This is a genomic window from Sphingopyxis jiangsuensis, from assembly GCF_016734905.1.
Lineage (GTDB): Bacteria > Pseudomonadota > Alphaproteobacteria > Sphingomonadales > Sphingomonadaceae > Sphingopyxis > Sphingopyxis jiangsuensis.
The window spans coordinates 406,672-420,621 of sequence record NZ_JAERPO010000001.1; the positions used below are offsets into that span (position 1 = coordinate 406,672).

Genomic DNA, 13,950 nt, shown 5'->3' on the forward strand with positions numbered 1-13,950 from the left:
ACAGAACAGAAATGCCGGTTACGGGAGGGCGCGATGGCGACTCTCCCCCCTTCGGAAGGCTATGACCCGGTGCTGCCGGCCCCGGTCGGCCCGCCCCCTTCCCCGCTGCGATTTCGCGACTATCGCTATTATTGGTTCGCGCGTTTCACCGCCGTGATGGCGACGATCGCGATGGTCGTCGTCATCGGCTACCAGCTCTATGACACCGCGCGCACCGACTATGGCATGTCGATCAAGGAGGCGTCGTTCCAGCTCGGGCTGCTCGGGCTCGTCCAGTTCGTCCCGCTCGCCATCCTCACCCCCGTCGCCGGATGGGCCGCCGACCGGTTCGAGCGGCGCAGCGTCGCCATTTTCTCGAACCTCATCGATCTGCTGATTGCAGCGGCGCTCGGCTGGTTCACCTGGATCGACGCGCTCACGCTGCCACTCCTGTTCACTCTCGCCGCACTGCACGGCGTTGCGCGCGTCTTTTCGGGGCCGGCCATGAGCGCGATTGCGCCGAACATCGTGCCCGCCAACGTCCTGCCGCGAGCAATTGCAATGGGGAGCATTGCATGGCAGTCGGCATCGGTCATCGGTCCCGCAGCGGGCGGTTTGCTCTATGCCGCCAGCCCGACGTCGGTCTATGTTTTTTCGGCCGTATTCCTCGGCGTTTCGGCCTTTTTGATCAGCCGCGTGCGACCGGTTCTGCCGCCGCCGGCAGAGGTGCGCCGCCATCCCTTGCGCGAGATGGTCGACGGGCTGCGCTTTGTCTGGTTCGATCGCTTCCTCCTCGGCACGATCACGCTCGACCTGTTCGCGGTGATCCTGGCAGGCGCGACCGCGATGCTGCCGGTCTATGCGCGCGACATCCTGCAAACGGGGTCGGAAGGACTGGGCTTCCTGCGCGCTGCTCCCGCGCTCGGCGCCGCCGCGGTCGCGATCGGCCTCTCGTTCCGTCCGATCGAACGGAATGTCGGGGTCAAGATGCTGTGGGCGGTCGCCGTCTTCGGCGCGGTGACGGTGGGCTTCGGCCTCTCGACCAATTTCTTCCTGTCGCTCGCGCTGCTCGCGATCATGGGGGCGGCCGACATGTTCTCGGTCTTTGTGCGCGGCACGCTGATCCAGCTCAACACCCCCGATGCGATGCGCGGGCGCGTCAGCGCGGCGTCGGGTCTTGCGATCTCGGCATCGAACGAACTGGGCGAAATGCGCGCCGGTGCAATGGCGGCGGTGCTTGGCCCGGTTGGCGCAGTCGTCATCGGCGGCGCTGGCGCGATTGGCGTCACCGCGCTATGGTCATGGCTCTTCCCCGAGCTGCGCCGGGCGCGTACTTTCGAACCGCAATTCAAGACAGGACCGACGACATGAAAGCCAATTCGATCCTCGACACCATCGGCAACACGCCGCACATCCGCATGACGAAACTCTTCCCCGACGCCGAAGTCTGGGTGAAGTCCGAACGCAGCAATCCCGGCGGCTCGATCAAGGACCGCATCGGCCTTGCGATGATCGAGGCGGCCGAGCGCGACGGCAGCCTGAAGGAAGGCGGCACCATCGTCGAACCGACGTCGGGCAACACCGGCATCGGCCTTGCGATGGCCGCGGCCGTGAAGGGCTATAAGCTCATCCTTGTCATGCCCGAAAGCATGTCGCTCGAACGCCGCCGTCTGATGCTCGCCTATGGCGCGACCTTCGACCTCACCCCGCGTGAAAAGGGGATGAAGGGCGCCATCGAGCGCGCGATCGAGCTTGTCGAGACGACCCCCGGTGCGTGGATGCCGCAGCAGTTCGAAAATGAAGCCAATATCGACGTCCACTTGCGCACGACCGCGCCCGAAATTCTCGCCGATTTCAAGGACAGCCCGATCGACGCACTGATCACCGGGGTCGGGACCGGCGGCCACATCACCGGCTGCGCCCAGTTCCTCAAGGAACATTGGCCCAACCTGAAGGTCTTTGCCGTCGAGCCTGTCGCGTCGCCCGTCATTTCGGGCGGGCAGCCCGCTCCGCACCCGATCCAGGGCATTGGCGCGGGCTTCATCCCGCGCAACCTCCATACCGACTTGCTTGACGGGGTGATCAAGGTCGACGCCGCCGACGCCAAGAACATGGCGCGCCGTGCGGCCACCGAGGAAGGCATGCTCGTCGGCATTTCTTCGGGCGCGACGCTGGCCGCGATCCAGCAAAAGCTTGCCGAGCTTCCGCCGGGCAGCCGCGTGCTCGGCTTCAACTATGACACCGGCGAACGCTATCTGTCGGTGCCCGACTTCCTGCCGGAAATCTGAAGCCCCGGTCCATGCGCAGCGATGCCACAGAGGCGTTGCCGCTTTGGCGCGACGGGACGGGCTGGCTGTTCGTCCTGATCGCCGTCGCGGCGATCGTGGCTGTCCTTCATGCGAGCGACAACCAACGCGGCCCCGGCCAGCTCGCCCGGCCTCACCCCGTCGCTCCGCCGCCGGACGTCGTGCCCGAAGTGCCGGCGATGGAACTGGCGCCGATAGCCGAGGAGGACGCGCGCGCCGCCAATGCGCGCATCCCCTTCGTCACGACGGGTTTGGTCGCCCCCGCGCCGTTCCGCTATTCAGGAAATGGTGATGGACGCGCCCGCGCCCGCGACTGCCTCGCCGCGGCGATGCTTTACGAAGCGGGCGACGATGCGCGCGGTCAGCAAGCGGTCGGTCAGGTCGTGATCAACCGCGCGCGGCATCCTGCCTTTCCCAAGTCGATCTGTGGTGTCGTGTTTCAGGGTTCAGAGCGGACGACCGGCTGCCAATTCACTTTCACCTGCGATGGGGCGCTGTCACGGCGTAATTCGGCGGCGGCGTGGGCACGCGCGCAGGCCAATGCCGAGGCGATGCTTTCGGGGGCCACCTATGCGCCGGTTGGCCTCGCGACGCATTATCATACCGACTGGGTGCGCCCTTACTGGAGCGACAGTTTCGAAAAAATCGCCATCGACGGCACGCATCTTTTCTTTCGCTGGCCCGGCTTCTGGGGGACACCCGGCGCCTTTCGCGGCGTCGTATCGGGTAATGACGGCGCCGTGGCCAAGCTCGCCGCCCTGTCGCCGCTGCACGCCGCCGCGCTGGGCCTTCCCTCGGGCCTTGCAAGCAATGACGCGCCCGCCGAAGTGGGCGAGCCGCGCGTCGCAACGCGATCCGGCGCAAGCGGCGACCGCGACACCATCTATGTCCAGCTCGACCGCCGCGCGACCGCCGAAAGCTTCGTCACCACCGCGCTCCGCCTCTGCGGCGAGCGCCCCTATTGCAAGTTCATGGGTTGGACCAACCCGATGCTCAAGCCCGAGAGCGACGCCATGTCCGACATGCAACGCAACGCGATGAGCTTTTCCTACCTGCGCGACGACAAGGCGGGGTTCGAAAAGGCGCTGTGGAACTGCAGCGAGTACAAGCGCGACGATGCGCGGCAGTGCATGAAGCGATAGAACCGGCGGGGCGCAACGGCCCCGTCGGCCATCGAATCACGCGTACGTCAGGCCGCTTCGGCAGCCGCCGTCATCGACGGCCAGCGATTGGGGTTGAAAAAGCGCTTTTCCATCCGCTCGAAATAATCCGTCAGGTTCGGAAAAGTCGCCACCATGTCGCGCAGCGGACTGTCGAAAACCGGCGATGCACAGGCCGTCAACACGCCATAGGCGATACCGTCGAGCGCGGTCGCCCTGTCGGCAAGGAAATATGGTTTGTCGCCCAGCAGTGCCGCCGCCATCTCGATGTCGCGTTGCGCCAGCTGCATCCGTTCTGCGCGGCTGTGCCGCCCGATCCCGCTGATCTCATACCCGGTGCGTATCCGATCAAGCGTGTCGGCAATGACCCCTGCGCGCATAGGCTCGGGAATCGCCGCAAAGAACAAAGCCGGGCCGCGTTCGAAATTGTCGCTTTCGAGCCAGCGCTCATGTCCCATGATCGACGCCAGCCGGTCCTCGAACATCCGTTCAGTGGCCCAGGCGATTGCGCGCTGCTCGGCGGTCAATCCATGATCGAGATCGGCGCCGAGTTTCGCCTCGAAATGCCAGCGGATGAAAGTCGAATCCTCGATGATCCGCCCTTCATCCTCGACATAAGGCGCCTTGTGCTTCGGCACCGCGTCGAGATCGGCGATTTCCCGGTCGAAGGGGACGCCAAGCATCTGGAGCTGGACATCGGCCTTGATCACAAAAGGGCTCGGACTCTGGCAGCCGAACATCGCACCCCATCCGAATAATGTCGTCACGCGTCTTCTCCTTGCTTTTCCAACTGGGTGAATCTGCGCTATCACGCGTCTGCTGACAGCATGATGTCAGTAGTGACAAGCTAGGGTCGGTTCATGCGACGCACCGAACGACTTTTCGGTATCATCCAGGCGCTGCGCACTGCCCGACGACCGGTCGCGGGCCATGAGCTCGCCGCACAATTCGAGGTATCGCTGCGCACGCTTTACCGCGACATGGCCGAACTGCTCGCGCAGCGCGTGCCGGTCCGCGGCGAGGCGGGAACCGGATATGTCATCGACAGCGAATATGACATGCCGCCGCTGATGCTTACCGTCGACGAACTCGAAGCGGCGGCGCTCGGCGCTGCATGGGTAGCGCAGCGCGGAGACGATGCTCTTGCACGCGGTGCGCGCAATCTGGTCGCCAAGCTGTCGGCGGCGGTGCCGGACCATCTGCGCACTGCGATCATCGAGCCGGCGATAGCGCCGCTCGCCTTTCGCAAGCATGTGCTCGATGGCGCCGAGGTTTCGATTATCCGCACGGCGATCCGCGACCGCCGGAAAATTGGCGTTTCCTACGTCGATGTCGAAGGCCGCGCGACCGAGCGCATCCTGTGGCCGATCATTATCGGCTATCAGGACGATATCCGCATCGTTGCCGCGCACTGCGAATTGCGCGATGCTTTCCGCCATTTCCGTACCGACCGGATGAAGCGCGTCGAACGGCTCGACGCGCGCATCCCCGAACCCTTTGCACGCCTGCGCGGCCGATGGGAAATACAGCAGCTTCGTCGCCGCGATTGCACCTGATCGTCGGCAAGCCGCGCCTAGGGTCAGGACCCATTGGGCCGGATCAGATATTTCTCGCCCGTCCGCTTGGCATTGTACGCATGCGCCACTTCCAGATCGAGCGCCTCGGTCAGCGAGATGTCGTGGCTGTAGTGGCTCTTGAAGGTCGTGGTGAGCTCGTCGACAACGCGCTGGCGCAGACGACCGACGACTTCGGCACCGGCCTTTTGCAGGAACGGCGTCAGCAGGAATCCCGACAGCGACCAGGTCAGGCCGAAACTCCGATTGAGGATCGTCGGGCCGAGGTCGAGCGCGCCATAGATATAGACCTGTTTGAACGTATCCGAGCCGTAGCGGCTGTAGGTCGCCATGCGCTTGACCGCCGCGACCTCCATCGCCGCCAGTATCTGGCCCGCAAGCTTGCCGCCGCCAATCGCGTCAAAGCCCAGTGTTGCGCCCGTTTCGACGATCGCCGCGATCAGCTTGTCCTGGAAATCATCGTCACTGCTGTTGACGATATGCTCGGCGCCCAGATCCTTGAGCAGCTTTACCTGCGCTTCGCTGCGCACGATGTTGACGAGCGGCACGCCGTCCGCCGCGCAAATCTTCACGAGCATCTGGCCCAGGTTCGAGGCCGCAGCGGTATGGACGATCGCGCTATGCCCTTCCATCCGCATCGTCTCGACAAAGGCTTGCGAGGTCAGCGGATTGACGAAGCAAGACGCGCCGTCTGCAGGATCGGTGCCGTCGGGCAGCGGCAGGCACATGCCGACGGGGAGGCAGCGATATTCGGCATAGATTTCCCCGCCCAGCATCGCGACGGTCTTTCCGAGCAGCGCCTGCGCTTCGGGCGAGTCGCCCGCGGCGACAACCACGCCGCTTCCTTCATTTCCGATCGGCAGCGCCTCGCCGATGCGTCCAGACATCGCGCGCATGCCGGGCGGCGGCACGTCGGCGGTAATGACGGGGAGCCCGTCGCGCGTCGAGGCACGCGCGGTCGACATATCCGCGCCGCCGAACAGCAGGCCAAGGTCCGACGGGTTGATCGGCGTAGCCTGCACCTTCACCAGCACCTCGTGCGGCTTGGGCGTTGGCATCGGGCGACGCTCGAAGAACACCTCGAGCTCGCCCTCGGGCTTCACCAGCGTCAGCATGACAAGGTTGGTGTCGGGCAAGTCGGTCATCGTGCGTCTCCCATGTTCGGTTTCTCGATGAAACGGAATAGGATGGTGGGACGGTGGAGGCAATCGCCCAGGCTCGAAAAATACCGACAGGTTGGAGCGTAACACCCGATCTTGTCATCCCGGCGAAGGCCGGGATCTCGCCGGTGCGCCGATCCGCTAGGAGGAGATCCCGGCCTTCGCCGGGATGACGATCAAGAAGCGGGGCGATATTCACCCGCGATGCGCAGCACCTCATGCGCCAGTTCCTTCCGGCAAATCAGCAGGTCGGGCAGATAGGTGTCGCGGTTGTTGTATCGCAGCGGCGCTCCGTCGGCGCGGCTGACGTGGAGGCCCGCGGCCTGAGCGACCGCGACCGGCGCGCAATTGTCCCATTCATATTGGCCGCCGGTGTGGAGATAGATGTCGGCCTGCCCAAGCACCACTGCCATTGCCTTTGCGCCCGCCGATCCCATGGCGAGCAGTTCGGCGCCGATCCGCTCGGCGACGAACACCGCTTCGGCGGCGGGGCGCGTCCGGCTGACGAGCATTTTGGGCGGATTGTTCGCGGGCTGGAGCGCGGGCGGCGCACCCGATGTCAATGTCAACCCGAGGCCCGGCAGCGCGACCGCGCCGACGGCGGCGACGCCGTCGATTGCGAGCGCGACATGCACCGCCCAGTCGCTGCGCCCCTCGCCATATTCGCGCGTGCCGTCGAGCGGATCGACGATCCACACGCGGCTTTGCGCGCAGCGCGCGACATTGTCCTTCTCCTCTTCGGACAAAAGCGCGTCGCCGGGTCGCGCGGCGCGCAGTTCGCGGCACAGCATGGCATTGGCCTGCTCATCCCCCGCCTTGCCGAGCGCCTTGCCGTCGAGATCGCCGCGCGCGCGCAGATCGAGCAGGATTTGTCCTGCTTGCCGCGCCAGCCGTTCGGCCAGTTGCTCGTCGCTCTCCCCCATCGCGCCTATCCCAGCAACCGGTCGATGATCAGGTCCGCGGCTTCGTCGGGCGTGATGGCCGTGGTGTCGATGCGGATCTCGGGGCTTTCGGGAACCTCATAGGGGCTGTCGATGCCGGTGAAGTTCTTGAGCTGTCCGGCGCGCGCCTTCTTGTAAAGGCCCTTCACATCGCGGCGTTCGGCTTCCTCGAGCGGGGTGTCGATGAACACCTCGATGAACTCGCCCTCGGGAAGCATCGCGCGCACCAACTCGCGCTCGGCGCGGAAGGGCGAGATGAAGGCGGTGATGACGATGAGTCCGGCGTCGGTCATCAGCTTGGCGACCTCGCCGACGCGGCGGATATTTTCGATCCGGTCTGCCTCGGTGAATCCCAGGTCACGGTTGAGCCCGTGGCGGACATTGTCGCCGTCGAGCAGGAAGCTGTGCCGGTTCATCCGGTGCAGCTTTTTCTCGACAAGGTTGGCAATCGTCGATTTTCCCGACCCCGACAATCCGGTAAACCAGAGCAAGGCGGGCTTCTGGTTCTTCATGTCGGCGCGCATCTCGCGGCTGATGTCGCTCGCCTGCCAATGGACATTCTGCGCGCGGCGTAGGCTGAAGTGCAGCATGCCCGCCGCGACCGTCGCGTTGGTGATCTTGTCGATCAGAATGAAACCGCCGAGCATATGGTTGTCGGCATAGGATTCAAAGACGATCGGCTTGTCGGTCGTCACCTCGACGACGCCGATGCCGTTCAGCTCGAGCGTCTTCGCCGCCAGGTGATCGAGCGTGTTGACGTTGATCTCGTACTTCGGCGCCTGCACCGTCGCCGAAACGCTCTGCGTCGCGAGCTTCAGCCAATAGGCGCGTCCGGGGATCATCGCCTCGTCGGCCATCCACACCAGCGTCGCCTCGAACTGGTCGGCCGCCTGCGGAGGATTGTCTGCTGCCGCGATGACATCGCCGCGCGAGCAATCGACCTCGTCGGCAAAGGTCAGCGTCACCGACTGGCCCGCGACCGCTTCATCGAGGTCCCCGCCGAGGGTCACGATGCGCTCGATCGTCGTTTGCTTGCCGCTGGGGAGGACGCGCACGGCATCGCCCGGCTTGACCGACCCGCCCGCGATCTGCCCCGAAAAGCCTCTAAAATCAAGGTTTGGGCGATTAACCCATTGAACCGGAAAGCGAAAATTGGAATTTACGTCACGCTGCGCGGCAACTTCGACACCTTCCAGATGCTCGACCAGCGTCGGCCCCTTGTACCAGGGCGTGTTGGACGAGAGCGCGGTAATATTGTCGCCCTTGAAGCCCGAAATCGGGATCGCGGTGAAATCGGTAATCCCGATCTCGCTCGCAAAACTGCGATAGCTCAGCAGAATGCGCTCGAAGACCGTCTTGTCATAGCCGACGAGGTCCATCTTGTTCACCGCGAGCACAATGTGCCGAATGCCCAGCAGGTGCGCGAGAAAGCTGTGCCGCCGCGTCTGGGTCAGCACGCCCTTGCGCGCGTCGATCAGGATGACCGCAAGGTCGGCGGTCGACGCGCCGGTGACCATGTTGCGCGTATATTGCTCGTGCCCCGGCGTGTCGGCGACGATGAACTTGCGCTTCTCGGTCGTGAAAAAGCGATAGGCGACGTCGATCGTGATCCCCTGCTCGCGTTCGGCGGCAAGGCCGTCGACGAGCAGCGCGAAATCGATCTCCTGCCCCTGCGTGCCGACGCGCTTGCTGTCCGCCTCGAGCGCCGCGAGCTGGTCCTCGAAGATCATCTTGCTGTCGTAGAGCAGCCGCCCGATCAACGTCGATTTGCCGTCATCGACGCTGCCACAGGTGATGAACCGCAGCAGCGACTTCTGTTCGTGCCGCGCGAGATAGGCGTCGATATCCTCGGCGATCAGGGCATCGGTGACATAGATGGGGTCGGTCATCAGAAATACCCCTCCTGCTTCTTCTTCTCCATCGACGCATCGCCGCCATCCTTGTCGATGATGCGCCCCTGCCGTTCGCTCGTGGTGGTGAGCAGCATCTCCTGGATGACTTCGGAGAGCGTCGCCGCCTCACTCTCGACCGCGCCGGTCAGCGGGTAACAGCCAAGCGTGCGGAAGCGTACCGAGCGCTCGACCGGAACCTCGCCCTCATTGAGCGGGAAGCGCGCGTCGTCGACCATCAGCAACAGGCCGTCGCGCTCGACGGTAGGGCGCAGCGCGGCGAAATAGAGGGGCACGATGGGGATATTCTCGCGCGCGATATATTGCCAGATGTCGAGCTCGGTCCAGTTCGATATCGGGAAGACGCGGATGCTCTCCCCCTTCGCTTTGCGGGCATTGTAGAGGTTCCACAGCTCGGGCCGCTGCTTCTTCGGGTCCCACCCGTGGCTCGCGGTGCGAAAGGAAAAGATGCGCTCCTTCGCCCGGCTCTTTTCCTCGTCGCGCCGCGCGCCGCCAAAGGCGACGTCGAAGCCGTGAAGGTCGAGCGCCTGCTTGAGCCCCTCGGTCTTCCACATGTCGGTATGCAGCGGGCCGTGATCGAACGGGTTGATCCCGCGCGCCTTCGCGTCGGGGTTCTGATAGACGATCAGCTCCATCCCGCTCTCGGCCGCCATGCGGTCGCGCAGCTCGTACATCGCCTTGAACTTCCACGTCGTATCCACATGCAAAAGCGGAAACGGCGGCGGCGAGGGATAAAAGGCCTTGCGGGCAAGGTGCAGCATCACCGCGCTGTCCTTGCCGACAGAATAAAGCATCACGGGCTTTGCCGCGTCGGCCATCACTTCGCGCATGATGTGAATGCTCTCGGCCTCGAGCCGGTCGAGATGGGTCAACGTATCGGTCATGCCTTGCCCTTGCCGTGCATGCGGGTGACAGGCAAGCTGTATGGACTTTTCGACATGCAAGCCATTCTTGTGTCCCCTTCAACTCCTCCGGCTAGCCTGCTAGTCGCATTTGAAACCAGATAAAGAGGACAATATGCGCGCCACCCCCGATTTCGACTTTGCGCTTGGCGAAACCGCCGAAATGATTCGCGAAACGACCGCCCGGTTTGCCGACGAGCAGATTGCGCCGCTCGCGGCGAAGGCGGACGCCGAGGACTGGTTCCCGCGCGACGAACTCTGGACGCAGATGGGGGCCCTTGGCCTGCACGGCATTACCGTCGACGAAGAGTTCGGCGGGCTCGGGCTCGGCTATCTCGAACATGTGATCGCGGTCGAGGAAGTGAGCCGCGCGAGCGCCGCGATCGGCCTCTCCTATGGCGCGCATTCGAACCTCTGCGTCAACCAGATCCGCCGCTGGGCCAATCCCGAGCAGAAGGCGAAATATCTGCCCAGGCTCATTTCGGGCGAGCATGTCGGCAGCCTCGCCATGTCGGAGGCTGGCGCGGGCAGCGACGTCGTGTCGATGAAGCTGAAGGCCGACAAGGTTCAGGGCGGCTACGTCCTCAACGGAACCAAGTTCTGGATCACCAATGCAACCTGCGCCGACACGCTGGTCGTCTATGCCAAGACCTCGCCCGAAGCGGGATCGCGCGGGATTACCGCCTTCCTGATCGAAAAGGATATGCCGGGCTTCAGTATCGGCCAGAAAATCGACAAGGTCGGCATGCGCGGTTCGCCCACGGCCGAGCTGGTCTTCACCGATTGCGAAGTGTCTGATGACCAGGTGATGGGCCCCGAAAATGGCGGTGTCGGCGTGCTGATGTCGGGGCTCGACTATGAACGCGTGGTACTCGCGGGGCTCCAGCTCGGCATCATGCAGGCGTGCCTCGACACGGTCATTCCCTATGTCCGCGAGCGCAAGCAGTTCGGCAAGCCGATCGGCTCGTTCCAGCTGATGCAGGCGAAGGTCGCCGACATGTATGTCGCGCTCAATTCGGCGCGCTCCTATGTCTATAACGTCGCCAAGGCGTGCGACGCCGGCCAGACGACGCGCTTCGATGCGGCGGGCGCCATCCTGCTCGCCAGCGAGAGCGCGGTGAAGGTCGCAGGCGAAGCGATCCAGGCGCTCGGCGGCGCGGGCTATACGAAGGATTGGCCGGTCGAACGCTATTGGCGCGACGCCAAGCTGCTCGATATCGGCGCGGGCACGAACGAAATTCGCCGCATGCTCATCGGCCGCGAACTGATCGGCGCGGGTGCATGACGCTGACCGCGCTGGCCGCCGCCGCGATGGTGGCGGCCGCGCTGGTCCATTCGCTTATCGGTGAGCGCCGCCTGCTGGCGCCGCTTCTGGCTGGCTTGGAGCCCCAGGGCTTTGCGGTCCGCGCGGCACGATTTGCGTGGCACGCGACGGCGGTGCTCATGCTGCTGTGCGCGGCCGCGGTGGCGTGGCCGGCAACACCGCGTGGACTCGTCTTGCTCATCGGCGGCGGTTGGCTCGGAACCGGGTTGGTCAATGCTGCGTATCTTCGACTGCGCCACCCCATGTGGCTGCTGCTGGCGGGTGCCGGCATCCTCACCATCGCGGGCGCGCTGTGAACCAGACCATCCTCGACGCGCTGCAATATTATGGCGCCGGGGCGGCGACGTTCGCCGCGCTCATCGTCTCGCTCAACCTCGGTCGGCGATGGACCGGGTGGGCGTTTGTCGTGTTCGTGACGAGCAGCATCGCGCTCATCGCATGGGGTTTTCTTCAGGACGACAGCGAAGGCATCGGATGGCAGAATATCGCGCTGCTCGCGATCAACTGCGTCGGCGTCTATCGCTACCTGATCCGCAAGGACCGACCTGAGGGCGGAAAGGAAAAGGGCGGAGCGGATTGACCGCCCCGCCCCTTCGCTAAATCAACCCCAGACGCGGACGCGCTTTTCGGGCGGCAGATACAGCTTGTCGGTCGGCTTGACGTCGAACGCCTTGTACCAGGCGTCGAGGTTTCGGACCGTCAGCGCGCGATACATACCCGGCGCGTGGCCGTCGGTCGCAACGCGCTGGCGCAGCGCGGCGTCGCGCATCTTTGTTGCCCAGGTCTGCGCAAAGGCGATGAAGAAACGCTGGTCGCCGGTGAAGCCGTCGATGACCGGCGCCTCCTTGCCGCCCAGCGACGCGCGATAGGCGTCATAGGCCGCCTGCAGCCCGGCAACGTCGGCGATATTTTCGCCCAGCGTCAGCTTGCCGTTGATCGCGAGGTCGGGGAACGGCTTGTACTGGTCATATTGCTCGGCGAGCGCCTGGCCTGCTTCCTCGAACTTCCGGAGGTCGGCGTCGGTCCACCAGTTGCGCAGCGCGCCGGTCGAATCGAAGGCCGCGCCATTATTGTCAAAGCTGTGGCTGATTTCGTGGCCGATAACCGCGCCGATCGCACCGTAATTATACGCGGGATCGGCTTTGGGGTTAAAGAAGGGCGGCTGAAGGATGGCGGCGGGGAAGTTCAGCGCGTTCTGCACGGGCAGGTTGATCGCGTTGACCGTCTGCGGCGTCATCCACCATTCGTCGCGGTCCATCGGCTTGCCGATCTTGGCAAGCTGGTGCGCGGTTTCGGCCTTTTCGCCCGCGACGGCATTGGCATAAGCGCTGTTCCCCACGTTGAAACGCCCATAGTCACGCCATGTATCGGGGTAGCCGACCCCGACGACGATGGTCTCGACCTTCTTGATCGCTTCCTTTTTCGTTTCGGGTGCCATCCAGTCGATCGTTTCGACGCGCTTGGCAAAGGCGGTCTTGATCCCTTCGACCATGTCGCCGACTTCGGCCTTTGCCGCGGCAGGGAAATATTTATCGGCATAGGCCTTGCCCACGGCGTCGCCGAGATACTGGTTCAACGCCGCCAGCGCACGCTTGTCGCGGCTGCGCTGTTCGGGCGTCCCTGACAAGGTCGTACCGTAAAAGGCGAAATGCGCCTGATCGAGTTTCGTCGGCAGCACATCGGTGTGCATGTTGATCTGATGGAAGGCGAGCCAGTCTTTCCAGGCGTCGAGCGGCTCGCTTGCGACCAGTTTCGACAGGCGCGTGATGGCGGCGGGGTGATAGGCGGCGAACTTGCCCGCCTTGCCGAGGTTGGATGACGCGAAATAGGCCTGCCAATCGAGTCCCGGCGCCTTCTTGTCGAAATCGGCGCGCGTCCACACCGTGGCCGACTTGGTGAAATCCTCGCTCTCTTCGCGCGGCGCGTGCGCGCGCGCGATCTTCGTTTCGAGGTCATAGATTCGTGCCGCCTTGGCCTCGGCATCGGCGATGCCCGACAAGGTCAGCAGGTGGACGATATAGGCGCGATAGGCCGCGCGGATCTCGCCCATCTTCGGATCGTCCGACAGATAATATTCGCGCTCGGGAAGGCCGAGTCCACCCTGCAGCATATAGGGGAGCACCTCGCCCGGCGTCGAAAGCCCTTGGGTCACGAACAGGCCGAACAGATTCTCGGTATGGAAATCGGTGAAGTTGAGCGGATCGACATCGACGCGTGCCTGCTCACCCAGAACCTTTGCAAGGCCGGCCTTGTCCGCGATTGCCGAAAAACGCGCCAGATCGGCCTCGACCGGCTTCATTCCGGCAGCGTCGATCGCGGCGGTGTCCATATAGGCGTTATAGAAGGACGCGATGCGCGCCTCGTTGCTGCCCTCGGCCGGCTTGCCCTTCAGAATCGCCTCGACGAGTTCGCGGTTACGCTTCTCGGTCTCGAGGAACGCGATGTAAAAGGAACCGATCGACGACCGATCGGCGGGAATTTCGGTCGTTTTCTGCCAATTGCCGTTCGCATAGGCGTAGAAATCGTCACCCGGGTTGACCGAGGTGTCCATGGCCGTCTTGCTGATGCCAAGCTCGGTTCCGACGGTGTACACCGACTCCTTTTCGGCGCTGGTGCAGGCTGCGGTGCCCACTGCGATCGCGGTCGTCGCCAAAAGGACGGCAAGTACGGAATGTCTCATCTTTTACCCTATGG

General features: G+C 64.1%; 13 protein-coding genes. 7 read left to right on the forward strand and 6 right to left on the reverse strand.

The features are described 5' to 3' along the window. Positions 1-33 precede the first annotated feature (33 nt). From JI743_RS02020 to JI743_RS02030, 3 genes are read left to right on the forward strand one after another with little or no spacing between them, the layout of a single operon-like run. A complete protein-coding gene (locus tag JI743_RS02020) occupies positions 34-1,350 on the forward strand; it encodes an MFS transporter (protein WP_201925423.1) in 1,317 nt (438 codons plus the stop codon). After that, positions 1,347-2,267 (forward strand): cysteine synthase A, encoded by a 921-nt coding sequence (cysK, locus tag JI743_RS02025; RefSeq protein WP_201925425.1) that lies wholly within the window; start codon positions 1,347-1,349, stop codon positions 2,265-2,267. The genes JI743_RS02020 and cysK overlap by 4 nt, the downstream gene beginning before the upstream one ends. Positions 2,268-2,278: 11 nt before the next feature. Next, entirely contained in the window at positions 2,279-3,427 is a 1,149-nt protein-coding gene (locus JI743_RS02030) for a cell wall hydrolase (protein ID WP_201925428.1), read from the forward strand. A 47-nt stretch (positions 3,428-3,474) separates the two neighbouring features. Here the strand turns inward: JI743_RS02030 and JI743_RS02035 are convergent, their stop codons facing one another. Further along, positions 3,475-4,212, reverse strand: a complete 738-nt coding sequence (locus tag JI743_RS02035) for a glutathione S-transferase family protein (protein WP_201925430.1) — start codon at positions 4,210-4,212, stop codon at positions 3,475-3,477. Positions 4,213-4,305: 93 nt separating this feature from the next. Between JI743_RS02035 and JI743_RS02040 the strand changes: the two genes are divergently transcribed. Next, positions 4,306-5,001, forward strand: coding sequence for a helix-turn-helix transcriptional regulator (locus JI743_RS02040; protein WP_201925432.1), 696 nt, complete (start codon positions 4,306-4,308; stop codon positions 4,999-5,001). A gap of 23 nt (positions 5,002-5,024) precedes the next feature. On the opposite strand, the gene JI743_RS02045 is transcribed toward JI743_RS02040, so the two are convergent. From JI743_RS02045 to cysD, 4 genes are all read right to left on the reverse strand, one after another. Then, positions 5,025-6,164 (reverse strand): zinc-binding dehydrogenase, encoded by a 1,140-nt coding sequence (locus JI743_RS02045; protein ID WP_201925434.1) that lies wholly within the window; start codon positions 6,162-6,164, stop codon positions 5,025-5,027. Positions 6,165-6,355: 191 nt separating this feature from the next. Next, on the reverse strand, positions 6,356-7,102 hold the full coding sequence (locus JI743_RS02050) for a 3'(2'),5'-bisphosphate nucleotidase CysQ (RefSeq protein ID WP_201925436.1): 747 nt from the start codon (positions 7,100-7,102) through the stop codon (positions 6,356-6,358). 5 nt (positions 7,103-7,107) lie between these two features. Beyond that, positions 7,108-9,009 (reverse strand): sulfate adenylyltransferase subunit CysN, encoded by a 1,902-nt coding sequence (gene cysN, locus JI743_RS02055; protein WP_201925438.1) that lies wholly within the window; start codon positions 9,007-9,009, stop codon positions 7,108-7,110. Continuing rightward, positions 9,009-9,914, reverse strand: coding sequence for a sulfate adenylyltransferase subunit CysD (gene cysD, locus JI743_RS02060; RefSeq protein ID WP_201925440.1), 906 nt, complete (start codon positions 9,912-9,914; stop codon positions 9,009-9,011). The genes cysN and cysD overlap by 1 nt, the downstream gene beginning before the upstream one ends. Positions 9,915-10,047: 133 nt before the next feature. Here cysD and JI743_RS02065 point away from each other — a divergent pair, with 133 nt between their 5' ends. Genes JI743_RS02065 through JI743_RS02075 form a run of 3 tightly spaced genes read left to right on the forward strand, consistent with a single transcriptional unit; the run spans position 10,048 to position 11,836 of the window. Further along, positions 10,048-11,217: an isovaleryl-CoA dehydrogenase gene (locus JI743_RS02065; RefSeq protein WP_201925442.1), complete on the forward strand. Its 1,170-nt coding sequence runs from the start codon at positions 10,048-10,050 to the stop codon at positions 11,215-11,217. After that, entirely contained in the window at positions 11,214-11,552 is a 339-nt protein-coding gene (locus JI743_RS02070; protein ID WP_201925444.1) for a hypothetical protein, read from the forward strand. The genes JI743_RS02065 and JI743_RS02070 overlap by 4 nt, the downstream gene beginning before the upstream one ends. Next, positions 11,549-11,836, forward strand: coding sequence for a hypothetical protein (locus tag JI743_RS02075; protein ID WP_201925446.1), 288 nt, complete (start codon positions 11,549-11,551; stop codon positions 11,834-11,836). The genes JI743_RS02070 and JI743_RS02075 overlap by 4 nt, the downstream gene beginning before the upstream one ends. 21 nt (positions 11,837-11,857) lie before the next feature. Here JI743_RS02075 and JI743_RS02080 read toward each other — a convergent pair whose 3' ends face one another. After that, the gene (locus tag JI743_RS02080) at positions 11,858-13,936 is read right to left on the reverse strand and encodes a M13 family metallopeptidase (protein WP_201925447.1); all 2,079 of its coding nucleotides are present in this window, start codon (positions 13,934-13,936) and stop codon (positions 11,858-11,860) included. Between the last annotated feature and the right edge of the window lie 14 nt (positions 13,937-13,950).

Excerpts from the sequence above, each read along its gene's own strand:
- JI743_RS02020 (WP_201925423.1), top strand. The coding sequence starts at position 34 with ATGGCGACTCTCCCCCCTTCGGAAGGCTATGACCCGGTGCTGCCGGCC.
- cysK (WP_201925425.1), top strand. The coding sequence starts at position 1,347 with ATGAAAGCCAATTCGATCCTCGACACCATCGGCAACACGCCGCACATC.
- JI743_RS02030 (WP_201925428.1), top strand. The coding sequence starts at position 2,279 with ATGCGCAGCGATGCCACAGAGGCGTTGCCGCTTTGGCGCGACGGGACG.
- JI743_RS02040 (WP_201925432.1), top strand. The coding sequence starts at position 4,306 with ATGCGACGCACCGAACGACTTTTCGGTATCATCCAGGCGCTGCGCACT.
- JI743_RS02045 (WP_201925434.1), bottom strand. The coding sequence starts at position 6,164 with ATGACCGACTTGCCCGACACCAACCTTGTCATGCTGACGCTGGTGAAG.
- JI743_RS02050 (WP_201925436.1), bottom strand. The coding sequence starts at position 7,102 with ATGGGGGAGAGCGACGAGCAACTGGCCGAACGGCTGGCGCGGCAAGCA.
- cysN (WP_201925438.1), bottom strand. The coding sequence starts at position 9,009 with ATGACCGACCCCATCTATGTCACCGATGCCCTGATCGCCGAGGATATC.
- cysD (WP_201925440.1), bottom strand. The coding sequence starts at position 9,914 with ATGACCGATACGTTGACCCATCTCGACCGGCTCGAGGCCGAGAGCATT.
- JI743_RS02065 (WP_201925442.1), top strand. The coding sequence starts at position 10,048 with ATGCGCGCCACCCCCGATTTCGACTTTGCGCTTGGCGAAACCGCCGAA.
- JI743_RS02070 (WP_201925444.1), top strand. The coding sequence starts at position 11,214 with ATGACGCTGACCGCGCTGGCCGCCGCCGCGATGGTGGCGGCCGCGCTG.
- JI743_RS02080 (WP_201925447.1), bottom strand. The coding sequence starts at position 13,936 with ATGAGACATTCCGTACTTGCCGTCCTTTTGGCGACGACCGCGATCGCA.